Source organism: Pseudonocardia kujensis (genome assembly GCF_021283305.1).
Taxonomy (GTDB): Bacteria; Actinomycetota; Actinomycetes; order Mycobacteriales; family Pseudonocardiaceae; genus Pseudonocardia; species Pseudonocardia kujensis.
This window is the reverse complement of the sequence record NZ_JAJSOK010000002.1, coordinates 263,541-288,062: the sequence shown is the minus strand read 5'-3', so window position 1 is coordinate 288,062 and position 24,522 is coordinate 263,541. Positions and strand designations below refer to the sequence as shown.

Annotated in this window: 23 protein-coding genes, 2 tRNA genes and 2 pseudogenes; 20 read left to right on the top strand and 7 right to left on the bottom strand. The window is 72.5% G+C overall.

Annotated features, from left to right (window positions below):
- From LWC35_RS03020 to LWC35_RS40775, 11 genes and pseudogenes are all read left to right on the top strand, one after another.
- Positions 1–296: pseudogene (locus tag LWC35_RS03020) on the top strand (6-phosphogluconate dehydrogenase); the annotation flags it as partial.
- 14 nt (positions 297–310) lie between these two features.
- Positions 311–1,489, top strand: a complete 1,179-nt coding sequence (recF, locus tag LWC35_RS03015; protein ID WP_232868303.1) for a DNA replication/repair protein RecF — start codon at positions 311–313, stop codon at positions 1,487–1,489.
- Between the two features lie 60 nt (positions 1,490–1,549).
- Positions 1,550–2,233: a DciA family protein gene (locus LWC35_RS03010; protein WP_232868302.1), complete on the top strand. Its 684-nt coding sequence runs from the start codon at positions 1,550–1,552 to the stop codon at positions 2,231–2,233.
- A gap of 540 nt (positions 2,234–2,773) precedes the next feature.
- A complete protein-coding gene (gene gyrB, locus LWC35_RS03005) occupies positions 2,774–4,753 on the top strand; it encodes a DNA topoisomerase (ATP-hydrolyzing) subunit B (protein ID WP_232868301.1) in 1,980 nt (659 codons plus the stop codon).
- A 51-nt stretch (positions 4,754–4,804) separates the two neighbouring features.
- Entirely contained in the window at positions 4,805–7,327 is a 2,523-nt protein-coding gene (gene gyrA / locus LWC35_RS03000) for a DNA gyrase subunit A (RefSeq protein WP_232868300.1), read from the top strand.
- Positions 7,328–7,760: 433 nt separating this feature from the next.
- Positions 7,761–8,417, top strand: coding sequence for a DUF3566 domain-containing protein (locus LWC35_RS41220; RefSeq protein ID WP_443690200.1), 657 nt, complete (start codon positions 7,761–7,763; stop codon positions 8,415–8,417).
- 120 nt (positions 8,418–8,537) lie between these two features.
- Positions 8,538–8,611: transfer RNA gene (locus tag LWC35_RS02990), tRNA-Ile, on the top strand.
- Positions 8,612–8,644: 33 nt separating this feature from the next.
- A complete protein-coding gene (locus LWC35_RS40080; RefSeq protein WP_232868299.1) occupies positions 8,645–8,752 on the top strand; it encodes a DLW-39 family protein in 108 nt (35 codons plus the stop codon).
- A gap of 41 nt (positions 8,753–8,793) precedes the next feature.
- Positions 8,794–8,869, top strand: a tRNA-Ala gene (locus LWC35_RS02980).
- A 294-nt stretch (positions 8,870–9,163) separates the two neighbouring features.
- Positions 9,164–9,733: pseudogene (locus LWC35_RS02975) on the top strand (AraC-like ligand-binding domain-containing protein); the annotation flags it as partial.
- A gap of 31 nt (positions 9,734–9,764) precedes the next feature.
- Entirely contained in the window at positions 9,765–10,118 is a 354-nt protein-coding gene (locus LWC35_RS40775) for a helix-turn-helix transcriptional regulator (protein WP_372462986.1), read from the top strand.
- Positions 10,119–10,283: 165 nt separating this feature from the next.
- On the opposite strand, the gene LWC35_RS02970 is transcribed toward LWC35_RS40775, so the two are convergent.
- Positions 10,284–10,679, bottom strand: coding sequence for an anti-sigma factor antagonist (locus LWC35_RS02970; RefSeq protein ID WP_232868297.1), 396 nt, complete (start codon positions 10,677–10,679; stop codon positions 10,284–10,286).
- Between the two features lie 122 nt (positions 10,680–10,801).
- Between LWC35_RS02970 and LWC35_RS02965 the strand changes: the two genes are divergently transcribed.
- A complete protein-coding gene (locus tag LWC35_RS02965; protein WP_232868296.1) occupies positions 10,802–12,040 on the top strand; it encodes a PP2C family protein-serine/threonine phosphatase in 1,239 nt (412 codons plus the stop codon).
- 501 nt (positions 12,041–12,541) lie between these two features.
- Positions 12,542–12,901, top strand: a complete 360-nt coding sequence (locus LWC35_RS02960) for a MerR family transcriptional regulator (protein WP_232868295.1) — start codon at positions 12,542–12,544, stop codon at positions 12,899–12,901.
- A gap of 887 nt (positions 12,902–13,788) precedes the next feature.
- On the opposite strand, the gene katG is transcribed toward LWC35_RS02960, so the two are convergent.
- From katG to LWC35_RS02945, 3 genes are all read right to left on the bottom strand, one after another.
- On the bottom strand, positions 13,789–16,023 hold the full coding sequence (katG, locus tag LWC35_RS02955) for a catalase/peroxidase HPI (protein WP_232868294.1): 2,235 nt from the start codon (positions 16,021–16,023) through the stop codon (positions 13,789–13,791).
- 79 nt (positions 16,024–16,102) lie between these two features.
- Positions 16,103–16,537 (bottom strand): Fur family transcriptional regulator, encoded by a 435-nt coding sequence (locus tag LWC35_RS02950; RefSeq protein ID WP_232868293.1) that lies wholly within the window; start codon positions 16,535–16,537, stop codon positions 16,103–16,105.
- Between the two features lie 142 nt (positions 16,538–16,679).
- Positions 16,680–16,925 (bottom strand): hypothetical protein, encoded by a 246-nt coding sequence (locus tag LWC35_RS02945; protein WP_232868292.1) that lies wholly within the window; start codon positions 16,923–16,925, stop codon positions 16,680–16,682.
- 15 nt (positions 16,926–16,940) lie between these two features.
- On the opposite strand from LWC35_RS02945, the gene LWC35_RS02940 reads away from it, so the two are divergent.
- Complete coding sequence (locus LWC35_RS02940) at positions 16,941–17,174, top strand: hypothetical protein (protein ID WP_232868291.1); 234 nt, start codon at positions 16,941–16,943, stop codon at positions 17,172–17,174.
- 14 nt (positions 17,175–17,188) lie between these two features.
- Here LWC35_RS02940 and LWC35_RS02935 read toward each other — a convergent pair whose 3' ends face one another.
- Entirely contained in the window at positions 17,189–17,851 is a 663-nt protein-coding gene (locus LWC35_RS02935; protein ID WP_232868290.1) for a maleylpyruvate isomerase N-terminal domain-containing protein, read from the bottom strand.
- A 105-nt stretch (positions 17,852–17,956) separates the two neighbouring features.
- Here LWC35_RS02935 and LWC35_RS02930 point away from each other — a divergent pair, with 105 nt between their 5' ends.
- From LWC35_RS02930 to LWC35_RS02915, 4 genes are all read left to right on the top strand, one after another.
- Positions 17,957–18,715, top strand: a complete 759-nt coding sequence (locus tag LWC35_RS02930) for a maleylpyruvate isomerase family mycothiol-dependent enzyme (protein ID WP_232868289.1) — start codon at positions 17,957–17,959, stop codon at positions 18,713–18,715.
- Between the two features lie 237 nt (positions 18,716–18,952).
- Entirely contained in the window at positions 18,953–19,480 is a 528-nt protein-coding gene (locus tag LWC35_RS02925; RefSeq protein WP_232868288.1) for a L,D-transpeptidase, read from the top strand.
- A 636-nt stretch (positions 19,481–20,116) separates the two neighbouring features.
- Entirely contained in the window at positions 20,117–20,602 is a 486-nt protein-coding gene (locus tag LWC35_RS02920) for a DUF4188 domain-containing protein (RefSeq protein ID WP_232868287.1), read from the top strand.
- An 86-nt stretch (positions 20,603–20,688) separates the two neighbouring features.
- Entirely contained in the window at positions 20,689–21,339 is a 651-nt protein-coding gene (locus tag LWC35_RS02915; RefSeq protein WP_232868321.1) for a metal-dependent transcriptional regulator, read from the top strand.
- 109 nt (positions 21,340–21,448) lie between these two features.
- On the opposite strand, the gene LWC35_RS02910 is transcribed toward LWC35_RS02915, so the two are convergent.
- Positions 21,449–22,066 carry a prolipoprotein diacylglyceryl transferase gene (locus tag LWC35_RS02910; protein WP_232868286.1) on the bottom strand — a complete coding sequence of 206 codons (618 nt, stop codon included), beginning with the start codon at positions 22,064–22,066 and terminating at the stop codon, positions 21,449–21,451.
- 261 nt (positions 22,067–22,327) lie between these two features.
- Between LWC35_RS02910 and LWC35_RS02905 the strand changes: the two genes are divergently transcribed.
- Complete coding sequence (locus LWC35_RS02905) at positions 22,328–23,443, top strand: alpha/beta hydrolase family protein (protein WP_232868285.1); 1,116 nt, start codon at positions 22,328–22,330, stop codon at positions 23,441–23,443.
- Here the strand turns inward: LWC35_RS02905 and LWC35_RS02900 are convergent.
- Positions 23,434–23,922 carry a hypothetical protein gene (locus LWC35_RS02900; protein ID WP_232868284.1) on the bottom strand — a complete coding sequence of 163 codons (489 nt, stop codon included), beginning with the start codon at positions 23,920–23,922 and terminating at the stop codon, positions 23,434–23,436. The two genes, LWC35_RS02905 and LWC35_RS02900, sit on opposite strands and share 10 nt — an antisense overlap.
- 53 nt (positions 23,923–23,975) lie before the next feature.
- Here LWC35_RS02900 and LWC35_RS02895 point away from each other — a divergent pair, with 53 nt between their 5' ends.
- Positions 23,976–24,515, top strand: coding sequence for a peptidylprolyl isomerase (locus tag LWC35_RS02895; protein WP_232868283.1), 540 nt, complete (start codon positions 23,976–23,978; stop codon positions 24,513–24,515).
- Positions 24,516–24,522 lie beyond the last annotated feature (7 nt).

Genomic DNA, 24,522 nt, shown 5'->3' with positions numbered 1-24,522 from the left:
TCAACGCGCTGCGCGAGGACCCGCACCTGGCCGGGCTCGAGGGCTACGTCGACGACTCCGGCGAGGGCCGGTGGACGATCGAGGAGGCCATCCAGCACGCCGTCCCGCTGCCGGTGATCTCCGCGGCTCTGTTCGCGCGCTTCGCCTCCCGCCAGGACTCCTCGCCGGCGATGAAGGCGGTCGCGGCGCTGCGCAACCAGTTCGGCGGGCACGCGGTGAAGAAGGCCGCCGGCCCGGCCGGCGCGCCCGGCGACGTCGCGGGACCCAGCTCGGGCACCGGCTCCACCCACGGCTGAGGTAGACCTACGAGGTGCATCTCCGTCGGCTCGCCGTCGAGGACTTCCGCTCCTGGGAACGCGCGGAGCTCCTCCTGGAACCAGGCGTCACGGTCCTGGTCGGGTCGAACGGCGTCGGCAAGACCAACCTCGTCGAGGCCATCGGGTACCTGGCCACGCTCGGCTCGCACCGGGTCGCCACGGACGCGCCGTTGATCCGGCGCGGCGCCCAGCGCGCCATCGTCCGCGGCCAGGTCGTCCACCAGGGCCGCGAGCTGAACGTCGAGCTGGAGATCACCGCCGGCAAGGCCAACCGGGCGCGGGTCAACCGCGCGCCGGTGGCGCGCCCGCGCGAGATCCTCGGCATCCTGCGCAGCGTCCTGTTCGCGCCGGAGGACCTCGCCCTGGTCCGCGGCGACCCGGGCGAACGCCGGCGGTTCCTCGACGAGCTGCTCGTGGCCCGCTACCCGCGCTACGCGGGGGTGCGCAGCGACTACGAGCGGGTGCTGCGGCAGCGGTCCGCGCTGCTCAAGACCGCGCGGAACCGGCACGCCGACCTCTCCACCCTCGAGGTGTGGGACGGTCACCTCGCCCGGCACGGGGCCGCACTGCTCGCCGGCCGGCTCGAGCTGGTCGAGGGCCTCGCCCCGCACGCCGAGAAGGCCTTCGCCGAGGTGGCGCCGTCGTCGGACCCGCTGACGCTGGCCTACCGGTGCTCGGTCCCGGGCGAGCTGCCGGGGACCACGGCGTCGACGGTCGGCTCCGCAGGCTCGGCAGGCTCCGCCTCCGCAGAGCTGGAGGCGCTCCTGCTCGACGAGCTGGCCCAGGTCCGCCGCCAGGAGATCGAGCGCGGCGTGTGCCTGGTCGGTCCGCACCGCGACGACCTGCTGCTCAACCTCGGGGAGGGCCCGGCCAAGGGCTACGCGAGCCACGGCGAGTCCTGGGCGATCGCGCTCGCCCTGCGGCTCGCCTCCTACCGCCTGCTCAAGGCCGACGACGTCGAGCCCGTCCTCATCCTGGACGACGTGTTCGCCGAGCTGGACGTACAGCGGCGGCGCGCGTTGTCCGCGGTCGCCGCAGAAGCGGAGCAGGTCGTCGTCACGGCGGCGGTCGAGGAGGACGTCCCGGCGGAGCTGTTGGGGACGCGTTATGCGGTGGGCGGTGGATCGGCGGTCCGGGTCGAACCGGACACACGATCACCGAACACCACCTGACGTGCGACGGAACGGAAGGCGTCGAGCGCTCCCCGGACGGGCGCTCCTGGGGACAAGGTTGTGGATACTGTGGATAACTCCCGCTCCTCTCGTGACTCCAGTCACAACGCACCGCCCGCCGCGGCCGATCGACCGTCGGACCGCGCGGTAGCCCACAACCCTGTCCACACCCCTGGGGACGAGACCGCTCGTACCGCTCGTCGTGACGGAGCGGAGCCGGTCGGCGACGCCGGGCGGCGCGGGTCCGACCTCGCCCGGGACGCGCTCGCCGCCGCGCGGGAGGCCAACGCCCAGAAGCGGCAGGAGCGCCAGGCCGAGCAGCGCGGCGTGCGCCCGAAGGGCTACGGCCGGGGGCGCCGGCGGCGCTGGTCGGGCCCCGGGCCGGACAACCGGGACCCGCAGCCGTTCGGCCGGGTGGTGTCGCGGGTGGCGATGGACCGCGGCTGGTCCTCGCGGCTGACCGACGCGACGGTGCTGGGGCGCTGGCCCACGCTGGTCGGACCGGACATCGCCGACCACTGCACGCCGGTCTCGCTGCGCGACGGCGAACTGACCCTGCAGGCCGAGTCGACGGCCTGGGCCACGCAGCTGCGCACTCTGCAGCGTCAGCTGCTGCAGCGACTCGCCGGCGCGGTGGGGCCGGACGTCGTGCGCCGGATCCGCGTCGTCGGTCCGAGCGGGCCGAGCTGGCGGCACGGCCCCCGCCACGTCCGCGGCCGGGGCCCCCGGGACACGTACGGCTGACACTGCCGGGCTGTCGCACCGGGACGGCCCTCCGGGGGTCGTCGGGGGCGGAGCCCCGACTGTCGGGACACGTACGGCTGACACTGCCGGGCTGTCGCACCGGGACGGCCGTCCGGGGGTCGTCGGGGGGCGGAGCCCCCGACTGTCGGGACACGTACGGCTGATCCTCTCCCGACGCACCGCTGCGACCAGCACGAACGTCGCACGAGCTCACGAGGACGGGGAGCAGATGCCGGTCGACCGTCCCGGCGGTTCCCGGGACGGGGACGACCGTTCGCGTCCGCCAGGGGGCCGCTCAGCGCCACATGACGCCGCAGGAGCGCCGTTCGACCCCCGTTTCCGCGGTCCGGACCCGATTCGGCTCACGATCGTGCCGCTGTGACGATTCTGGACGTGTCCTAGCCGCATTCCTGTCGGGCCGGACCGGTAGAATCATCAGTAGTGCCGAGCGGGCCCCCGTATCCGCCCGGTCCTCGCCGGTACCGGCGCGCGTCCCGCGTGTCCCCGGGCCGGCTCTCGTGGCGAGGAGACCAACAGCCCGTGGCGGAGAAGAAGAGCGGCTACAGCGCGTCGTCGATCACGGTCCTCGAGGGCCTGGAGGCCGTCCGCAAGCGCCCCGGCATGTACATCGGCTCCACCGGCGAGCGCGGTCTGCACCACCTCATCTGGGAGGTCGTGGACAACGCGGTCGACGAGGCGATGGCCGGGTACGCGACGCGGGTCGAGGTGACCCTGACCGCCGACGGCGGCGTCCGGGTGGTGGACGACGGCCGCGGCATCCCGGTCGACATGCACCCGGTGGAGAAGAAGCCGGCCGTCGAGGTCGTGCTCACCGTGCTGCACGCCGGCGGCAAGTTCGACGGCAAGTCCTACGCGGTGTCCGGCGGTCTGCACGGCGTCGGCGTCTCGGTCGTGAACGCGCTGTCGAGCCGGCTGGACGTCGAGATCAACGTCGACGGACACGTCTGGACCCAGCGCTACGACCACTCGGTGCCCGGCGTCCTGCACAAGGGCGAGGCCACGAAGCGCACGGGCACGTCGATCACCTTCTGGGCCGACCCGACGATCTTCGAGACCACGACCTACAACCTCGAGACCATCCAGCGCCGGCTGCAGGAGATGGCGTTCCTCAACAAGGGGCTCACCATCGTCCTGCGCGACGAGCGCAACGGCGACGGGGAGGAGGCCGAGGAGCCCGACGCCGAGGGCTTCGTGGCCAAGGTCAAGGAGCAGACCTTCCACTACCCGGGCGGTCTCGAGGACTTCGTCGCGCACCTCAACAAGAGCAAGGACCCGATCCACCGGAAGGTCATCGGCTACACCGGCGAGGGCCCCGGGCACCAGGTCGAGGTCGCGATGCAGTGGAACTCGGGCTACTCCGAGTCCGTCTACACGTTCGCGAACACGATCAACACGCACGAGGGCGGCACCCACGAGGAGGGCTTCCGCTCCGCGTTGACCACGACCGTCAACCGGTACGCGCGCGACAAGAAGCTGCTCAAGGAGAAGGACCCGGCCCTGTCCGGGGACGACATCCGCGAGGGCCTCGCCGCGATCGTGTCGGTCAAGGTCGCCGAGCCGCAGTTCGAGGGCCAGACCAAGACCAAGCTCGGCAACACCGAGGTCAAGTCGTTCGTGCAGAAGATCAGCAACGAGTGGCTCTCGGACTGGTTCGAGCGCAACCCGGCCGAGGCCAAGATCATCGTGAACAAGGCGGTGTCCTCGGCGCAGGCCCGGCTGGCGGCCCGCAAGGCCCGCGAGCTGGTCCGGCGCAAGAGCGCGGGCGACATCGGCGGGCTGCCGGGCAAGCTTGCGGACTGCCGCTCCACGGACCCGACGAAGTCCGAGGTCTACATCGTGGAGGGCGACTCCGCGGGCGGCTCGGCCAAGTCCGGCCGGGACTCGATGTACCAGGCGATCCTGCCGATCCGCGGCAAGATCATCAACGTCGAGAAGGCCCGGATCGACCGCGTCCTCAAGAACACCGAGGTCCAGTCGATCATCACGGCGCTGGGCACCGGCATCCACGAGGAGTTCGACCTCGCGAAGCTCCGGTACCACAAGATCGTGCTGATGGCCGACGCGGACGTCGACGGCCAGCACATCCGCACGCTGCTGCTCACGCTGCTGTTCCGCTTCATGCGCCCGCTGGTCGAGGCCGGCCACGTCTTCCTGGCGAACCCGCCGCTCTACAAGATCAAGTGGTCCGGCCGGGGTTCGGAGCCGGAGTTCGCGTACTCCGACGCGGAGCGCGACGGGCTGATCGCGGCCGGTCGCGAGGCCGGCAAGAAGCTGCCCAAGGACGAGGGCGTGCAGCGCTACAAGGGCCTCGGCGAGATGAACGCCAAGGAGCTCTGGGAGACCACGATGGACCCGGCGCACCGGATGCTCTCCCGCGTCACCCTCGACGACGCCGCCACGGCGGACGAGCTGTTCTCCGTCCTGATGGGCGAGGACGTGGAGTCGCGGCGTTCCTTCATCACCCGCAACGCGAAGGACGTGCGCTTCCTGGACGTCTAGATCACACGAGTGTCATAGACGTACGTATGGATCGCACGTGAGAGAAGGACGATGACCGACACCCTGGACCCCACGCTCCCACCGGGCGGGCCCGCGAACGGCGGGGCCGGCGGTGGCGACCGGATCGAGCCGGTCGACATCCAGCACGAGATGCAGCGCTCGTACATCGACTACGCGATGAGCGTGATCGTCGGGCGCGCGCTGCCGCTCGTCGAGGACGGCCTCAAGCCGGTGCACCGGCGCGTCCTCTACTCGATGGGGGAGAACGGCTTCCGGCCGGACCGCTCCTTCGTCAAGTGCGCCCGCGTCGTCGGCGAGGTGATGGGTAACTACCACCCGCACGGCGACTCGGCGATCTACGACGCGCTGGTCCGGCTCGCGCAGCCGTGGTCGATGCGCTACCCGCTGATCGACGGGCAGGGCAACTTCGGCTCCCGGGGCAACGACCCCGCGGCGGCCATGCGGTACACGGAGTGCCGCCTCTCGCCGCTCGCCCTCGCGATGTTGCAGGACATCAACGAGGACACCGTCGACCTGATCGACAACTACGACGGCAAGACGCAGGAGCCCGTCGTCCTGCCGTCGCGGGTGCCCAACCTGCTGATCAACGGCTCCGTCGGCATCGCCGTCGGCATGGCCACGAACATCCCCCCGCACAACCTGCGCGAGGTCGGGGAGGGCGTCGTCTGGGCGCTGGACAACCACGAGGCGTCGGACGAGGAGCTCCTCGACGCGCTCATGGCGCGGATCAAGGGCCCGGACTTCCCGACCGCGGGCCTGATCGTGGGGCGGGACGGCATCGAGTCCGCCTACCGCACGGGCCGCGGCTCGGTCCGGATGCGCGCGGTCGTCGAGGTCGAGGAGGACGCCAAGGGGCGCACCACCCTCGTCGTCACCGAGCTGCCGTACCAGGTCAACCCGGACAACCTCGTCGAGTCGATCGCCTCGATGATCCGGGACGGCAAGCTCACCGGGATCTCCGAGATCAACGACGAGTCGTCCGACCGCGTCGGCATGCGGATCGTCTTCACGCTGAAGCGCGACGCCGTGGCCAAGGTCGTGCTGAACAACCTCTACAAGCACAGCCAGCTGCAGTACAGCTTCGGCGTCAACATGCTGGCGATCGTCGACGGCGTGCCCCGCACGCTGCGGCTGGACCAGGTCGTCCGGAACTACATCCGGCACCAGATCGAGGTCATCGTCCGGCGCACCCGGTACCGGCTGCGCAAGGCCGAGGAGCGGGCCCACATCCTGCGTGGTCTGGTCAAGGCGCTCGACGCGCTCGACGAGGTCATCGCGCTGATCCGGGCGTCGGAGACGGTCGACGTCGCGCGGCAGGGCCTCATCGACCTGCTCGAGGTCGACGAGATCCAGGCACAGGCGATCCTGGACATGCAGCTGCGCCGCCTGGCGGCCCTGGAGCGGCAGAAGATCGTCGACGAGCTGGCCGAGATCGAGCTCGAGATCGCCGACTACGAGGACATCCTGGCCCGGCCCGAGCGGCAGCGGCAGATCGTCCGCGACGAGCTCATGGAGATCGTCGACAAGCACGGCGACGAGCGGCGCACCCGCCTCGTCGCCGACGACGGCGACGTCACCAACGAGGACCTCATCGCCGTCGAGGACGTGGTCGTCACGATCACCGAGACCGGCTACGCGAAGCGCACCAAGACGGACCTGTACCGGGCGCAGAAGCGCGGCGGCAAGGGCGTGCAGGGCGCAACGCTGAAGCAGGACGACATCGTCGCCCACTTCTTCGTGTGCTCCACGCACGACTGGATCCTGTTCTTCACGAACAAGGGCCGCGTGTACCGGCTCAAGGCCTACGAGCTGCCCGAGGCGAACCGCAACGCCCGCGGCCAGCACGTCGCCAACCTGCTGGCCTTCCAGCCGGACGAGCACATCGCCCAGGTCATGCAGATCAAGGACTACCAGGCCTCGCCGTACCTCGTCCTCGCGACGCGGAACGGCCTGGTGAAGAAGTCCCGCCTCGAGGACTTCGACTCCAACCGCTCCGGCGGCCTGATCGGCATCAACCTGCGCGACGAGGACGAGCTGATCGGCGCGGTGCTCTGCGCCGCGGACGACGACCTGCTGCTCGTCTCCGCCGAGGGCCAGTCGATCCGGTTCACCGCCAGCGACGAGGTGCTGCGCCCGATGGGCCGGGCCACGTCCGGCGTGCTGGGCATGCGCTTCAACGACGGGGACCGGCTGCTGTCGATCGGCGTCGTCCAGCCGGACCGCTTCGTCCTGGTCGCCACCGCGGGCGGGTACGCGAAGCGCACCCCGATCGAGGACTACCCGGTCCAGGGGCGCGGCGGCAAGGGAGTGTTGACCCTCCAGTACGACCGCCGCCGTGGCACGCTGGTCGGCGCACTCATCGTCGGGATCGACGACGAGCTGTACGCGATCACGTCGACCGGCGGCGTCATCCGGACCTCGGCTCGCGAGGTGCGGAAGGCCGGCCGGCAGACGAAGGGGGTCCGCCTCATGAACCTCGGCGAGAACGCCACGCTGCTGGCGGTCGCGCGCAACGCGGAGGACGATGCGGACGCCCCCGAGGTGACCGGCTGAGGCCGGCCCACCCGATGACGCCGTTGTCCTGCACGCCGACCGACGAGGAGTGCTCCACCTCGTGAGCGAGAACGAAGAGCCGGCGACGCCGCCGGGCGCCAAGGACGAGGGGCGCGTGGTCACGGACAGCCCGGACGCCCCCCCGCTGCCCGCCGACGGCGCCGCGGCGCCGGCCGAGGCCGACACGGCCGAGGACCGGACCACGCCCGCGGCGGCCGAGGCGGGGCCGGCCGTGAACGGGGCCGCGTCGTCCGCATCGGCGGCGCCGTCCGGGACCTCGGCCAACGGGTCGGGGTCGAACGGATCCGCGAGGTCCGCGGGTGCGGCGGCCGCGTCGGCGGAGACCGAGGGTGCCTCGGCCCGGCCGGTGCCGAGCCCGCGGCCGGAGGCCGCGTCGAGCCCGGCCGCCGCACCGGGGTCCGAGGGCGCGGAGGTGGGGGAGACCCAGGAGGCCCACCCCGGCACCGCGGCCACGCCGCCGCCGTGGCGACGAGCGCAGGGCGAGGAGGGTGCGGAGACGGCGCGCACGCCTCGGCCCGGCCCGCAGCGCTCGCCCGCGGTGGACTCGCTTCTCAGCGAGGCGCCCACGGCCTACATCGACCGGAGCCGGTCGTCGGACGGGACGCCGGACGCCGCGGCGGCCTCCGCCGCCTCGGGGACCGCGACCTTCCCGGGCGGTTCCCGGGCCGAGGTCCACGCCGAGGTGCCGAACGTGGCCGGCCGGGCCCCGCGGCAGGCGCTGTTGCAGGTCAAGCGGTTCGACCCGTGGTCGGTGCTCAAGCTGGCGCTGGTGCTGGCCGTGGTGCTGTTCTTCATCTGGCTCGTCGCGGTCGGCGTGCTCTACGGCGTGCTCGACGGCATGGGGGTCTGGGACCGGCTCAACGGCACCTACGCCGACCTCGTCTCCGGCGGTGGCCAGAGCGGCGGCGGCTCGCTCATCAGCGCCGGCAGCGTCTTCGGCTTCGCCGCGATCATCGGCGCGATCAACAGCCTGCTGTTCGCGGTCGCGCTCACCGTGGGCGCGTTCGTCTACAACGTCTCCGCCGACCTCGTCGGTGGGATCGAGGTCACGCTCTCCGAGCGCGACTGAGGTCCGCGCCCGTGGCGGCCCCGCGACGGGCCGCCCACCTGCGGATACGCCTCCCGCCCCGGTTCGAGGGGCCGGTGCGGGAGGGCCGCGGGGGCTCCTGTATCGTCGTTCCTGCCGCAAGGGCCTATAGCTCAGTTGGTTAGAGCGCATCGCTGATAACGATGAGGTCGCTGGTTCAAATCCAGCTAGGCCCACTCCTCCCGGCACCGGCTCCGAAGGTGATCGACGTGAAGAAGATCCTCGCTCTCGTCGCCGCAGCCGGCGCCGCCCTCCTGGTCCTCCTGAAGGTCAAGAGCCGTCCCGGCGAGGACCCCTGGCACGAAGCCACGAAGTGAACGCCTGTACCTCGGGTCGCACGCGGTAGCGTGGGTCCCACGGGGACGTAGCTCAATTGGCAGAGCACCGCCTTTGCAAGGCGGGGGTTAGGGGTTCGATTCCCCTCGTCTCCACCACCGCTCACCAGCGGAATCGCTGGTGGGAGATCGACGAGGCCGAGGCGATCGGCAAGGTCACCACGCACGTCCTCGAGCGTCTCTACGCCGAGCTCCGCCGCTGCGCCGCAGCGCTTCGTGTCCGGGCTCGGTGATGGCGTCGGGGAACACCTGCCAACTCCCAGCCCTGTATTGGTCACTGGGGGTCGCCTTGGGAGTGCGGGTTGGCTCCCTGTCGCAGCGACGTTGCGCCGGGTGGTGGGGTCGACGGCGCCTTCGACGTGGAACGCTTCGGGTCGGAGCGGAGGTGGGTCGATGGATCAGATTGATCGGATCGACTTCAGCACGTCCGACCCGGACGAGGCCGCCGCGGTGATCCGCGACAGCTACCGGGTCACCGGCGGGGTGCGCATCTCCGGCGATACCGACGGGTTCGCGTTCTCCCAGAACATCCGCAGCACCGCCGACTTCGCGGTGACCCGGTTCCAGTGCTCGGTCACCGTCGACTACGCCGGGCCGCTGGGTGGGCTGCTGTGCGTCGAGCAGATCCACGCAGGCCGGTTGTCCTTCCGCACGGCCGGGGCCGAACTGCTCACCGTGGCCGGGGACATCTGTCTGGTCCCGCCGCACACGCCCTGGCGGGCCACCAGCGAGGAGATCGACCTCGCCCCGTTGACCCTGGACCGCGACCGAGTCGCCGATCATGCTGCGGGCGTCAGCGGGATCATCCCCGAGGCGCTCCGCTTCACCAGCCTCGAGCCGGTCTCGCCGGCGTCGGCGCGCTACTGGGCGGCGACCGTGGCCCACGTGCGCGAGGAGGTGCTGGGTAACCCGGCCGCCGCCGCCGAGCCCCTGGTCGACGAGGCCTTCCGTACCCTCGCGACGGGCATGCTGACGGTTTTCCCCCAACACGGCGCTGGCAGCCCTGCACGACCGGCCCGCACTCGGATGGGGGTCGGCCGCGCCCGCCGCGCTGCGCAGGGGGCTGGCGTTCATCGACGACAACGCCCAGCGCCCGATCGGGCTGACCGACATCGCCACCGCCGCCCGGATCGGCCCGCGCGGGCTGCAGCAACTGTTCCGCCGGCACTACGGGCGCAGTCCCCTGGAGCACCTGCGCCATGTCCGGCTCGCCCGGGCCCACACCGACCTGCAGACGGCCGACCCCACCCGCGGTGACACCGTCGACACCATCGCCGCCCGGTGGGGCTTTGCCCATCCCGGCCGCTTCGCCAGCCGATATCAGCGACTGCGCCTGCCCACCGGCTAGCGACGACGCCACGGGCTGACACGACAGGCGCGACAAGTCGTCCCTTGTGGACTCGTTGACCACGACGATGACTGCGAACGGTGCGTGGTCATGGGCAGCGGAGGCAACGCGGACGCGGCGACGGCGGCCCTGAACAGGCGACTCCACCAGCGGCTGACTGGCCTTCTACTGATGGTCGGCGAGCGCGTCCTCGACGTCGTGGTAGAGCTTGAGCAGCTGGTCGAGCCCGCTGACCTGGATCGATCGGATGACCGGCCGGGTGCCGTCGACGACGATGCGAAAGGGGCCGGCGGTGGTGAGCTGGTGCTCGGCTTCAGCAGCGCTGTCCACCAGGGTCGCGAGGCCGGCCGACCCCAGCAAGGTCACTCCGGTCAGATCGAGGACCAACGGCCGGGTGCTCAGCCGGTCGAGGGCGTCTGCGATGGCCTTTCGGAGGGAGGGCGTGGTCGTGTAGTCGAGTTCTCCGGCTACGGCGATGACGACGGCGTCGGCGCGCTCTGCGAGGCTGATCGATGCTGGTTCGTTCGCTGGGCGAGTCGGCTTGCCCTCGCTGTCGTACATGACTCGTGAATGTAGCTGCGGCTGCGCTCCGGTGCCTGCGCAAGGGGACTCTGCGGCTGTGCCGTCAGGTGGCGCATCTCGTTCCGGCCGGAACCTAGCGGATCGATCCTATGCTCACCGCCATGTCTGACTGGGAGGGGTGGGTGCCGGATCTTCGCACGCTGTTGGAGCGTGTCGAGGCGGCCCCGCCGGTCGACGCGATCGACGTCGCTGCCGACGAGCTCGCGAGGATGCTGGGAGCGCGTGAGGTCAGCCTTCTCGTCGCGGACTACAGCGGCCGGATCCTCGTCCGCCTCGGGCGCACTCCGGGCGCGGCGGGTGGGCGGGTGCAGGGCAGCGAGAACGCGGAGTCGGTGCCCCTGGCGGGAACCGTGTACGAGGAGGTGCTGCGCACTCAGCAGGTCGTGGTCCGCGAGCTCGACGAGGGCATCCAGGTGACCGCTCCGGTGACCGTGCGCGGAGACGCCATCGGCGCGATGGATCTCGTGCTCACCACCCGCCCGACCACTCGGCAGATCGCGGACATCGCGGGAATCGGACACCTGCTCGGCCACATCGTGGTCGTCAACCGGCGCTACACGGATCTGTTCGAGTGGGGACAACGCACCACCGCCCTGTCGCTGTCGGCCGAGATCCAGCGCCGGCTCCTACCGGCCGCGTTCACCTGCGAGGCGGGGCAGTGCACCCTCGCCGGCTGGCTCGAACCCGCCAGCACCGTCGGCGGCGACACCTTCGACTATGCCCTCGACCGGGGAACCCTGCACCTCTCGATCACCGACGCCGCTGGCCACGACGTGGAAGCGGCGATGCTCGCCACGGTCCTCGTCAGCGCGCTGCGTAACGCTCGACGGGCGGGAAGTGACCTGCATTCGCAGGTCGTCAGCGCCAACGACGAGCTCGCGGCGTACTCCCCGGTGGGCTGGTTCGTCACCGGCCAGGTCATCCGGGTCGACCTGGACCGCGAGTCCGCGATCATCGTCAACGCCGGCCACCCGGGCCCGCTGCGGCTGCGCCGGGGTCGGGTCGAGGAGATCAAGCTGGCCATCGACATGCCGTTCGGCCTCGAGCCAGGCAGGTCCTTCCAGGTGCAGTCGCTCGCGCTCGAACCCGGCGACCGGATCGTGTTCGTCACGGACGGCATGCTCGAGCGGCACGCCGCCGACCTGGACTTTCACACCACGCTTCGGAACACGGCCCACCTGCATCCGCGCGAGGTCGTGCACGCGCTCGGCGCGGCCGTGCTCCGGATCACCGGCGGAAACCTGCGCGACGACGCCACCGTGCTCTGCCTCGACTGGTACGGCGGGTCGGGCGGCCGGGAGGCCCACCACGGGGCCAGCCAGGAGCATGCATCCCCGTGAGCCGGGCGGCCGGACCAATCGCGGCCGGCACCTGGCGGCTCGTCCCCGGGGAGTCAGGGGGCGGTGAGCGGCCTTGACCGTCCGTGGCGCCGGCGCCTCTACCTGGACCAGAAAATCTCATCTCTCCGAGGTAGACATCCACGCACGGCTGTGTGTAACCTCCTGTATGCCAGAGCGAAGAGACGATCGGCGCGGGAGATGACGTAACTACCCGCGAAGCAACACCGGCAAGTCGCAACACCAGCAAGTCGCAACACGGAGGAGAAGGGAAAACAGCACCACTGTCAGACCTGCTGCGGCCCTCGAGGGCCGAGTGGGTACCCGCTCGTCGGAACGGAAGGTGATTCTCGGTTACCACGCGGATGCGTTGTCTCGCAGGAGTCGTTGTTCGAAGTTCTGCGAGTCGAGGAAGCCGACCTTCGAGTCGGTAGATGGTGTGAAGAGCTCAACCCTCGGGGCCCCGGTGCGACTGCACCGGGGCCCCTCGTCTGTGGAGGTGGAATGACCCAAGACCCCAGAACCGCGGCGGACAAGTTCGACGACGAGCACTACCCCGCCTACACGATGGGCCGAGCGGCCGAGATGCTCGGCACGACGGCGGGATTCCTGCGCAGCCTGGACGAGGCGAAGCTGCTCGTCCCGCAGCGCTCGTCCGGGGGCCATCGTCGCTACTCCCGGTACCAGCTGCGGTTGGCCGCTCGGGTCCGGGCACTGGTCGACGAGGGCACGGCGGTGGAGGCGGCGTGCCGCATCGTCGTCCTGGAGGACCAGCTCGAGGACGCCCGGCGCATGAACACGGAGCTGAACCAGCGCGTGCAGGCGGGCGGGCTCATCACGACCACCGACACCGACTCGTCCTGACCGGTCGAGCAGGGAGGCAGGGGGCGACTCCCGCCGCTGCATCCCAGAGGTCGACGCTGACGACGAGAACGCGACCGTACATCCTCCAGGACCCGATCGCGCTGCCCGAGAGCGACCGAACCCGGGCGGCCGCAGATCGCCGGGAAGGGTCCGTCAGTCCCCTGCGGCAGGTGGAGAGGCGTGCGGCGCAGCGCCGACGCCGGCGTAGCGGTTGCGGAAGGGCGCGCCGGCCGCGGGACCGGCGGCGAAGACGAACCCCTCGCCGTCGACCCGGCGTCCGGTGGGGTCACCGGGGGCACGAAGGGCACCGGCGCCGCCGTCGCGCAGCGGCTGCGCGCGGCCGGCGCGGACGTGACGGTGACGGCGAGGTCCCTGCCGGCCGGCGGCACCGATCCGTCCTCGTTCGTCGCAGCGGACGCGACGACTCCCGAGGGGGTGGGAACCGTCGTCGAGCAGGTCGTGCGGAACGATCCAGCGCACCATGCCCCTGTTCGATGCGACCCTGGGCTACGCGGCCGCCTGGCGCGCCGGCGGCCCGCTCGTCACCCACACGGTCACCGAGGTCGAGCCTTCCGCGAACGCACTGGTCGTGACCTGCACGATCTCCGGTGACTTCCCGGGCAGCCCGTTCGCCGGGCTTCAGTTCCACTTCGAGGAGTTCGACGACGAGCAGGTGAAGGTGTTGCGCATCCGTCCGAAGGCTGACTGCACCTCGCCGCGCGGCCGCCCGGTCCGCTCCGATGCGCTGCCGACGCAGGGTTCCGCGTGGCCCTCCCGCGCGGGATCAGCGGTTCGACTCCCCTCGTCCCGACCAGATCGCCCAAGACCGCAACGCCCCGGCCCACCGCGGGTGCGGCGGACCGGGGCGTCGGCGGACGGGTGCCTGCTTACCGCAGGTCGAACCGGTCCAGGTTCATGACCTTGTCCCACGCCTTGACGAAGTCGCGGACGAACTTCTCCTTGGCGTCGTCGGCGCCGTAGACCTCGACGATGCCGCGCAGGATCGAGTTCGAGCCGAAGACCAGGTCGACCGCGGTGGCGGTGCGGACGACGTTGCCGTCGGCGTCGCGGGCCTCGTAGACGCCCTCCTGGTCCTTCGACGTGCTCCACTCCACGCCGAGGTCGAGCAGGTTGCGGAAGAAGTCCTGCGACAGGACGCCCGGCCGGTCGGTGAAGACGCCGTGCTGCGTGCCGCCGGTGTTCGCCGCCAGCACGCGCAGGCCGCCGACCAGCACGGTCAGGTCCTTCGCCGAGAGCTCGAGGTTGTAGGCCCGGTCGACGAGCAGCGCCTCCGGCTCCAGCTTCACGTTCGGCGAGATCCAGTTGCGGAACCCGTCGGCACGGGGCTCGAGGAAGGCGAACGTCTCGACGTCCGTCTGCTCCTGCGAGGCGTCGGTGCGGCCGGGCGCGAACGGCACGGTGATGGTCACACCCGCGTCGGCGGCGGCCTTCTCGACGGCCGCGGCGCCGCCCAGGACGATCGTGTCGGCGAGCGAGACGGGCTTGCCGAAGGCCTGCCGGACCTCGTCCAGCTTGGCGATGACCTCGGCCGTCCCGGCGTTGACCGCCCAGCTCGCCTGCGGCTCGAGGCGCAGCCGGGCGCCGTTCGCGCCGCCGCGCTTGTCGGTGGTGCGGAACGACGCGGCGGACGACCAGGCCGTGTGCACGAGCTGGGAGACCGACAGGCCCGACGCCAGGATCTGCTTCTTGAGCTCGGCGGCGTCGGCCTCCGACAGCAGCTCGTGGTCGACGGCCGGAACCGGGTCCTGCCAGAGCTGGACCTCCTGCGGCACCCACGGGCCGACGTAGCGCGAGACGGGGCCCATGTCACGGTGCAGGAGCTTGAACCACGCCCGACGGTAGGCCTCGGCGAACTCCTCGGGGTTGTCCCGGAACCGCTCGGAGATCTTGCGGTACTCCGGGTCGGCGAGCAGCGAGAGGTCGCTCGTGGCCATCATCGGCGGGTTCTTCTTGCCCGGGATGTGCGCGTCGGGCACGAGCTCCTGGCCCTCGGCCTCCTTGGGCTTCCACTGCTTGGCGCCCGCGGGGCTCTGGGTGAGCTCCCACTCGAAGCCGAACAGCATGTCCCAGTAGCCGTTGTCCCACTGGGTGGGGTTCGGGGTCCAGGCGCCCTCGAGGCCGCTGGTGATGGTATCGGCGCCCTTGCCGGTGCCGTTCTGGTTCTTCCAGCCCAGGCCGCCGGAGAACACCGGGCAGCCCTCCGGCTCCGGGCCGACGAGGTCGGGGTTCCCGGCACCGTGCGCCTTGCCGAAGGTGTGGCCGCCGGCGATGAGCGCGACGGTCTCCTCGTCGTTCATCGCCATCCGGCCGAAGGTCACCCGGATGTCGTGGGCCGTGGCGAGCGGGTCCCCCTCGCCCTTCGCGCCCTCCGGGTTGACGTAGATGAGGCCCATGGTGACGGCACCGAGGGCGCCCTCGAGCTCGAGCGGGGCGTCGCCGCTGTAGCGCTCGTCGCCGAGCCAGGTGTCCTCCGGACCCCAGAAGACCTCGTCCGGCTGCCACACGTCCGGGCGGCCGAAGGCGAAGCCGAAGGTCTCGAAGCCCATGTCCTCGTGGGCCACGTTGCCGGCGAGCACCAGCAGGTCCGCCCAGGAGAGGCTCCGGCCGTACTTCTGCTTGACCGGCAGCAGCAGGCGGCGGGCCTTGTCGAGGTTGCCGTTGTCCGGCCAGCTGTTGAGCGGGGCGAAGCGCTGGGCGCCCTCGCCGGCGCCACCGCGGCCGTCGTGCTGACGGTAGGTGCCGGCGGCGTGCCAGGACATGCGGATGAACAGCGGGCCGTAGTGACCCCAGTCCGCCGGCCACCAGTCCTGCGAGGTGTGCATGACCTCGATGATGTCGGCCTTGACGGCCTCGAAGTCGAGCTGGGAGACGGCCTTCTTGTAGTCGAAGTCGTCGTCGCCGAGCGGGTCCGACTCACGCGAGGTCCGGGTGAGGACGGACAGGTCGACCTGGTTCGGCCACCAGTCGCGGTTGGTCCGGGGCCGGTGCTCGGCGTGGGGGGTGGGCCCGGCGAGGGCCGGGTTCTCGCTCTCGCTCCGGCTCGCGGTGGTGTCGGTGCCCTGCGGGCTCGCGGAGGTGTCGCGGGGCTTCGGGTCGGTCACGTCAGGTCCTTCCTCACGGGGACGCCGGTCCTGGAGGGCCGGCCGGTGGTGGGTGCGGTCTGGTCGGTGGAGGCCGCGCTCAGCGGCCCACGGGCGGGGTTCGGCAGGCGGGGCAGAGGCCCCAGTAGACGACCTCGGCCTCGTGGATCTCGAAGCCGGCGTCGTCGGACGCGGTCAGACAGGGCGTCTGGCCGACGGCGCAGTCGACGTCGCTCACCGTGCCGCAGGAGCGGCACACGAGGTGGTGGTGGTTGTCGCCCACCCGCGCCTCGTAGCGCGCGACCGACCCCGCCGGTTGGAAGCGGCGGACCAGCCCCGCGTCGGTGAGGACGCGCAGGACGTCGTACACGGCCTGGTGCGACACCGACCCGAGCCGCTCCCGGGTCGCCGCGATCAAGGTCTCGGTGTCGGCGTGCGGGTGCTCGTGCACCGCCGACAGCACGGCCTTGCGCGGCGCGGTGACACGCAGCTCAGCACCACGAAGGGAACGTTCGATCTCCTCGCGGCTCTGCACGACGCCGATCCCACCACGAAGAGCTGACTGGATCAAGTCCAGAAAGAGTGGACATGCGGAGACGAATCCGTGAGGGGTGACCGAACCGACGGATGCGGGAGGCGGCCGGCGAGGATGCGGCGTGCCGCCGCCTACGAGGAGCTCACCGCGTGGGCGCGGGGGAGGCAGGCTGCGGGGGCAGCGAGAAGACCTGGCCGACCACCGTGTTGAGCAGGGCGTTCGCCGTCTGCCCGCCGTCCAGGCCGATGGTGAGGTTGCTCCGGACCACGACGGTGACGCCGTTGCCCGGCCGCGGCGCCGCCGCAGCCAGCGTCCGGACGAGCCACGATGGGTGCGTCCCCGCCGACAGCGGGTGGTGGATCGGCGGGTGGGCGGGATGATGGACCACGGGAGAGGGGGGAGCGTGACGGAGGAGGAGCTGGTCGTCGAGTTCGCGCTCACCCGGCTGGACAACCCCGGCGTCGACCTGGAGGAGGTCGCGGCGCTGGTGGTGCGCCGGGTCGGGCCCGAGCGCATGCTCCAGTTCGCCTCGCAGAACCTCGCGACCCGCGGCGAGCTGCGCGGGGCGCTGTTCGAGTCGGCCGTGGAGCACGTGCTCCGCGTGGTCCTGACCCTGCGCGACGGCGCCGGCGACTGAGCGGCCCAGGTCTCCTAGGCGTCGGTCAGGTCGTGCTCGGGGAGCCGGCCCAGGGACTCGAAGGCCGCGCGGAAGGGGCCGACGTCGCCCCGCTCGGTCCAGCGCGCGAGCTGCGCGGCCGAGCGGCGGGTCATCAGCAGGCGGGCGAGGTCGAAGTCCGAGGCGCGGACCAGCACCGGGGCCTCGTCGACGGTGCCGGTGGGCGTCCACCGCCACGTGTCGCCGACGAGGGCGACCGACGGCCCGTCGGGCAGCCGCCCGGCCAGCCGATCGGCGAAGCGGTCCCGGATCGCCCACAGGCCGGGGGTGTCGCGAGCGCCCGGCGCGTGCAGGGCGCCGCGCAGGTCCTGCTCGTGGATGATCACGTCACCGAGCGGGCGGGCGCCGTGCGCGTGCATCCACCCCCGCAGCGGCTCGGCGATCTCCTGCCACTCGGCCACCAGCTCGGCCACGGAGCGCCAGCGCCGCTTCGCGACCTGGGCGGCGGTCCAGGTCTCGTTGTGGTCGTCGGGCTCGTCGCCCGCGACGACGTCCGCCCCGAGGCCGACCATGTGCGAGAACAGGTCACGCACCGTCCAGTCCGGGCACGCCGGCACCCGCACCTCCGGATCGGGCGCGTTCGCCACCAGCGCCACGACCCGCTGCTGCGCCCGGGTCCACTCCTCGATCGGGTCCACGTCGGGGAGCCAACCACCCGGCGGAGGTGCGTGCGAGACGGGATGTCGAGAACGGCGGGCCGGCTCCGACCACCCTCCCGACGGACCCACCACACGGAGGTACCGATGGACTTCGACCGGCATTGCACCGAGATCGTCACCCAGACCGACCTGCTCGTCCGCGACGCCGGCGACGCCGACCTGCGCGTGCCGGTGCCCTCCTGCCCGGGCTGGACCCTCGGCGCACTCGCCCGGCACGTCGACGGCGGCCACCGCTGGGCCGAGGAGATCGTGCGGACCCGGGCCACGGACTTCCTCGACGACACCATCGTCCGCGACGTCCTCGGCGACGACGGCGGGGCGCTGCCCGCGGACCGGCTGCGCGAGGGGTCCGACGGGCTGGCCGCGACCCTGCGGGCCGCCGGTCCGAGCGCGGAGGTCTGGGCGCCCTTCGACTTCCGCAGCACCGGTTTCTGGGCCCGGCGGTTCGCGCACGAGACGCTGATGCACCGGGCGGATGCCGCGCTCGCCGCCGGCACCCCGTTCGTCGTGGAGCCGGAGGTGGCGCTCGACGCCGTGGACGAGTGGATGGAGCTCGACGTCCTGCCGCAGCACTTCGACCTCCGCCCGGAGAAGCGGGAGCTCCTCGCCCCCGGCCGCACGCTCGCGCTGGAGGCCACCGATGCGGACGCGGCGTGGTTCCTCGACCTCACCGGCCCGGTCATCACCTGGCGGCGCGGGACCGGCGAGGCGGCCGTGACCGTCCGGGCGCCGCTCACCGAGCTCCTCCTGCTCGTCTACCGGCGGCGCGGCGACGCGGGCCTGGAGGTCTCCGGGGACGCCGGACTGCTCGCCTTCTGGCTGCACCACGTGGCATTCGGGTGAACACCCGCCGTTCGGCGCCTGCCGGTGACCGGCCACGGCGCGGCCGTTTCCCGTGTGGGTGGGCGCGCGTTGGAGGGGATGCCCGGTCCCCGGCGGAGATCTACGTACCGTGACCGAGCAACCCCGGAGGGTGTGTGGGCGTCTTCCTCTCGGAAGCCACCACACCGACACGAGGAGCGGCAGGGCTTGGGTACGCGGCGCTACGCATCAGCCACACGCACCGGCAGACGCAGGGCGGTGCTCGCCACCGTCGTCGCCGCCATCGGGCTCGGCGGGGCCCTCGTCGCCGGTCCCGCCTTCGCCGAGTCGCCCGCCGCGCAGCGGGCGCACGCGGAACCGCTCGTGGAGGGCACACCCTGTTCGGTCTCGGCCAAGGCCTGCGTGGACCTCGAGTCCCAGCAGGCCTGGCTGATCCAGGACGGGAAGGTCACCCGCGGGCCGGTCCGCATCTCGTCGGGCGGCAACGGCCAGGAGACCCCGGTCGGCCACTCCCTGCGCGTGTACCGCAAGGAGAAGGACCACCTGAGCCAGGAGTCGCGGCTGCCCAACGGTGACCCGGCGCCCATGCCGTGGTCGGTGTTCTTCAACGACGGCGGCATCGCCTTCCACTCCGGCAGCCCCGACCGGTCGTCGGCCGGGTGCATCCACCTGGAGCCCGCCGACGCCGAGGCCTGGTTCAACTACCTGCAGATCGGCGACATGGTGCAGGTGGTCAAGGCGTCGGAGGAGATGGCGGCGCGCAACCCGCAGCCCGCCCAGAAGTAGCCCCGGAACCACCGCCGCGCGACGACGGCCCGGCCGTATCGGCCGGGCCGCGCGCACCCGTGCGTCAGCCGGCCGACCCGGCGACCGCTCGGGTGCGCTCGCGGCGCCGCCGCTCCCGCAGCGGGTGCGCGGCCACGAGGGGTCCCACCTCGGCGAGGACCTCGGCGTCGCGGCCGGTCGGCCGCCCGCAGCGTCGCGCGTTCCTCGATCACGGTCAGCCGCAGCTCCTGCTCGGGGGCGGCCCACGCGTCGTCGGCGAAACTCGGCGAGCGGTCGCCGTGCCACAGCGCGAGCGCGGTGGGGTGCAGCTCCTCAGCGCGGGGCGGTCGGCACGGCCGTGCCGGTCTGCAGCGCCAGCAACGCCAACAGGGCCCCAGCAACGCCAACAGGGCCGGCTCGCTGCTCCGGCCGACCTCGCGGACATCCCCGTCGACCGCGACGGGGCCGAGGAGGGGTACCTCGATCACCCGGTCCGCCACCTCCGGCGCGGGTCCGTCGGCTCGGAGCGCACGGCGGCGACCCACCAACGCGGCGACCTTCCGGGGCGAGCCTGGTGGGCAGCACCACCGCTTGACACGGATACTCCTGCTCTCCATTATTGGACAGCGACGCTATCTGCTATCTGAGGAGGCCGGGATGGTGCGGACGGACGGCGGGCGGATGACCCACGACCACGAAGGCGAGCTGGTGGTCTTCCTCATCGGCATGACGATCAACCGCTGGTGGCGGGTCGACCAGTGGCTGCCCACGCTGCTGGCGATGGGGCCGATGCTGCGGGAGCTGGCGACGGACCCGGACTCGGGTCTGCTCGGCTTCCGTGGACTGCTCGGCGCCGGGGGACCGACCGTGGTGCAGTACTGGAGCTCGGTCGACAAGCTGTACGCCTACGCGAGCGACCGCACCGCCACGCACCGGCCGGCCTGGGCCGCGTTCAACCGGCGCGCGCGGAAGGCACCAGGGGTCGTCGGGGTGTGGCACGAGACCTACCGGGTGGCGCAGGCCGAGAGCGTCTACGTCGGCACGCCGGAGATGGGCCTGGCGAGGGCGACCGGCCGCGTTCCTGTGACGGGCCGCACCGACGCCGCGCGGCAGCGGCTCGAGGCCGGCCGCAGGTCGGCCTGACCGGTCCGACCGCCGGGCGCGCCGGAAGGCCCCGAACGTGCGCTCCGGCCGAGGTCAGGCGCGGCTAACATCGTCACGTGGGGACCATGACACCCGCCGTCGAGGACTACCTCAAGACGATCTTCCTGCTGGCCACGCGCGGGGAGGCCGTCACCACCGGCGCGCTCGCGAAGGAGCTGCAGGTGTCCTCGCCGTCGGTGTCGGCCATGGTCAAGCGGCTGGCCGACGGCGAGCTGGTCCGCCGGGGCCGCACCCTCACCCTCACCGCGGCCGGCGAGCGCGAGGCGCTGCGGGTCGTCCGGCGGCACCGGCTGCTGGAGACGTTCCTGGTCCGGGCGCTGGAGATGCCCTGGGACGAGGTGCACGAGGAGGCCGAGCAGCTCGAGCACGCACTGAGCGACCGGCTGGAGGCCCGGATCGACGCGGCACTGGGCCATCCCACGCACGACCCGCACGGCGATCCCATCCCGGGCGCGGCGGGCCGGCACGACGAGAGCTGGGGCCAGCCGCTCGCCGTCGCCCCGGAGGGTTGCCGCTTCGCGATCGAGCGGGTGTCGGACCGGCGCAGCGACGCCCTGCGCTACCTCGGCGAGCGCGGGCTGCGGCCGGGCGTGGTCGTCGAGGTCGAGGAGCAGGACCCGTACGGCGGGCCCCGATGGGTGCGGGTGTCCGGGGAGCGGGTCGCGCTGGCGCCGCTGCTCACCGGGCTGATCCACGGGCGCGTCGTCGTCCGCTAGCCAGGGACCGCGGAAAGGCCGACGCGCCGGCGGCCCCGGGGGAGGGCCGGCCGGCGCGTCGGAATGGGTGCGCCCGGTTCGGGGTTCCGGGCACCTGGGGAGCGGACGCTCAGCCCGCGAGGGCGGCGATCTGCTGGGCGATGTCGCCCGCGGAGGGAGCCGCCAGGTCACTGCTGGGAAGCGCGGCGTCCTGGGTGTCGAGGTCCTGGTCCGCGGTCGAGGGCAGAGCCGGCAGCTCCGGCGCGGCCGGCAGCTGCGGTGCGGTCGGCAGCTGCGGTGCGGTCGGCAGCTCGGGGCCGGCCAGCGGCAGCGTGGCCTGCGGGGTGGCGAGCTCGCCACCCGTGTTCGGCAGGTGGCCCTGCAGGGCCCCCGGGAGCTCCGGCAGCGCCGGCGCGTCGTGGGCCGCCTCGTGCGAGGCAGCCGGGAGCTCACCCGCGGTGGAGCTGTTGCCGCTGCTGTCGAAGGACACGTTCGGGGTCTCGAGGTTCGCGACACCCGGCACCGAGAAGGAGCTGAAGTCCGTCGGCAGCTGCGGGGCGGAGTCGAGCGACGGGGCCTCCAGCGCCGGGGCCTCGGGCAGGGCGGTGGCCTCCGTCGGCAGCTCGGGCGTCGCGGGCAGCGACGGCAGGTCGGCGGCGAACGCCTGGCCCGCGAAGGCGGCACCGAGTGCGGCGACACCGGCGACGGTGGCCGTCGTGGCAAGCGTGCGCCTGGCGAGACTGCTCATGACTGGGGGTCCTTCCGATCGGGGGAAACCGGATGTCGGGCATCGGTAACTCGCGTGTGGATCTGCGGGGCCAACGAAGCCGTCGTTACCGGGTTGTGCCCCGACGCCGTGCTTCACCCGATGCGGTGGGAGCAAAGACGCAGGTCACACGCGTTTCACCACGTCGGGGGAGCGGCGGTGCTTGACGGCGCGAACATCTCGGTCCCGTCACGCCGTCGGGCGCCTCGACGCGGCCCCGGTCCACTCGGGAAGATCGGTCGCGTGGGTGTTCGGGGACTGCTCGCGGCCGGCGTCGGCGCGGGGCTGGGACTGGTGGGTGCGGGCGCGGTCGGCGTCGGCCGGCACTACGCCGCCGTGCTGCTCGACCCCGTGCGGGTCGTCGCCTATCCCGAGCGGGTGCTGCGGGCCGACGCCGAGGCCGTGACCCTGGCCGGCAGCCGGCTCGTCCGCCAGCCCGGGGTGTGGGGCCTGCGCTGGGAGGAGGGGCTCGCGGTGCTCGGCCGCGTGCTCGCCGACGACCGGCACGGGGTCCGCCGGGCCCTGCTGTCCGGGCCCGTCCCGCCGGAGGGGCCCGCCGTCGTCGACGCCGGACCGTTCGACCCGGACCCGGGGGCGCGCGGTCTGCCGGTCCCCGTGGCCCGGGCCGCGACCCCGCTCGGCCCGGCGCCGGCGTGGGAGGTCCCGGGTCCGCGCGACGTCTGGGCGGTCGCCGTGCACGGGCGGGGCGGGCGCCGGCGCGAGGCGCTGCGGATCCTCCCCGCGCTGCACCGGCTCGGCCTGCCGAGCCTGGTGATCAGCTACCGCAACGACGACGACGCCCCGCCCAGCCCCGACGGCCGCTTCCACCTCGGCGACACCGAGTGGGAGGACCTCGAGGCCGCGGTCCGGTACGCGCAGGAGCGCGGAGCCCGGCGGATCGTGCTCGTCGGCTGGTCGATGGGCGCGGCGATCGGCGGCGCCTTCCTCGACCGCTCGCCCGCCGCCGAGCTCGTCGACGCCGTGGTGTGGGACGCGCCGCTCGTCGACTGGCGGGCGACGCTGCGCCGGCAGGCCCGGAACCGGCTGCTGCCACCGCAGCTGATCCCGATCGCGACCGCGGTCACCCGCCGCCGGATCGGCATCGACTTCGACGACTTCGACCTGCTCCGGCACCCGCCGGCCCGGCGCCCGCCCACCCTCCTCGTGCACAGCACGCCGGACACCGCGGTGCCGGTCGGGCCCAGTCGCGCGCTCGCCGCGGCCGGCCGCGAGCTCGGCTGGCCCATCCGGTACGTCGAGGTCGGCGGGGTGGAGCACACCGCCGCCTGGAACGCCGACCCCGAGCGCTACGAGCGCGCGGTCGCGGCCTTCCTCACGGAGGTCCTCGGTCAGGAATGACCGTTGCGGGCCGCCGCCGGTGACCCGGCCGTGTCCTCGACGTCGACGTCGACGGTCGCGGGCGGGTTCGTCGCCGGCGGCTCGGCGGCCTGCTCGACGGGCTGCGGGCGCCGGGACAGCACGAACCACCCGACGATCGACAGGGCCGTGACGAGCAGGCCCGCGCCGATCCACCACCAGCGGCGCCGGGCCGGGGTGCCCGGGTCGATCCGGGCGGCCAGCTCGCGGCGGGCGGTGAGCACGCCCTCGTCGAGCCGTTCGAGGGCCGTCGCGGCGGCCGCGCCGGCGACGGCCTCGGCCTGGCCGGCGAGCCGTCCCGCGCGCTCGGCCAGCACCGGGAGGTTCTCCTCCACCTTGCCGGCGACCTCGTGGGCGAGTTCCTCGACCGTCCCGCCCAACGCGGCCAGAGCGGCCTCCGCCTGGTCGCGGGCGCGGCCGAGCGCCTCGCGCGTGCCGGTGGGGATGCTGGGGGCGTTCATGGGGCCTCCGCTCGTGGTGTGCCGGGGTGGCGTGCCCCACCGACCCTGGCACGATGGACGACGTGACTGCACCAGGCAACTCGAAGCAGACCGCGACGCTGCGGACGTCCGAGGGCGACATCCGGATCCTCCTCTTCCCGGACCACGCGCCCAAGACGGTGGAGAACTTCGTCGGTCTCGCGACCGGCAAGAAGGAGTACTCGCAGCCGAACGCCGCCGGCGGCGACAGCGGGCCGTTCTACGACGGCTCGGTCTTCCACCGCGTGATCAGCGGCTTCATGATCCAGGGCGGCGACCCGACCGGCACCGGCCGGGGCGGCCCGGGCTACCAGTTCGGGGACGAGTTCCACCCCGAGCTCAAGTTCGACCGTCCCTACCTGCTGGCGATGGCGAACGCGGGGCCCGGCACCAACGGCTCGCAGTTCTTCATCACCGTGGGCCCGACGCCGCACCTCAACCGTCGCCACACCATCTTCGGCGAGGTGGCCGACGCCGAGTCCCGCGCCGTCGTCGACACCATCGCGAGCACCGCGACCGACCGCGCCGACCGGCCGCTCACGGACGTCGTGATCCAGCACATCGACGTCGAGTAGGACCCGG

Excerpts from the sequence above, each read along its gene's own strand:
- LWC35_RS02970 (WP_232868297.1), bottom strand. The coding sequence starts at position 10,679 with ATGTACGACAGCGAGGGCAAGCCGACTCGCCCAGCGAACGAACCAGCA.
- LWC35_RS02900 (WP_232868284.1), bottom strand. The coding sequence starts at position 23,922 with ATGAACGCCCCCAGCATCCCCACCGGCACGCGCGAGGCGCTCGGCCGC.
- LWC35_RS02960 (WP_232868295.1), top strand. The coding sequence starts at position 12,542 with ATGACCCAAGACCCCAGAACCGCGGCGGACAAGTTCGACGACGAGCAC.
- LWC35_RS02895 (WP_232868283.1), top strand. The coding sequence starts at position 23,976 with ATGGACGACGTGACTGCACCAGGCAACTCGAAGCAGACCGCGACGCTG.
- LWC35_RS02915 (WP_232868321.1), top strand. The coding sequence starts at position 20,689 with ATGACACCCGCCGTCGAGGACTACCTCAAGACGATCTTCCTGCTGGCC.
- gyrA (WP_232868300.1), top strand. The coding sequence starts at position 4,805 with ATGACCGACACCCTGGACCCCACGCTCCCACCGGGCGGGCCCGCGAAC.
- LWC35_RS02910 (WP_232868286.1), bottom strand. The coding sequence starts at position 22,066 with ATGAGCAGTCTCGCCAGGCGCACGCTTGCCACGACGGCCACCGTCGCC.
- LWC35_RS02965 (WP_232868296.1), top strand. The coding sequence starts at position 10,802 with ATGTCTGACTGGGAGGGGTGGGTGCCGGATCTTCGCACGCTGTTGGAG.
- LWC35_RS02930 (WP_232868289.1), top strand. The coding sequence starts at position 17,957 with ATGGACTTCGACCGGCATTGCACCGAGATCGTCACCCAGACCGACCTG.
- LWC35_RS02920 (WP_232868287.1), top strand. The coding sequence starts at position 20,117 with ATGGTGCGGACGGACGGCGGGCGGATGACCCACGACCACGAAGGCGAG.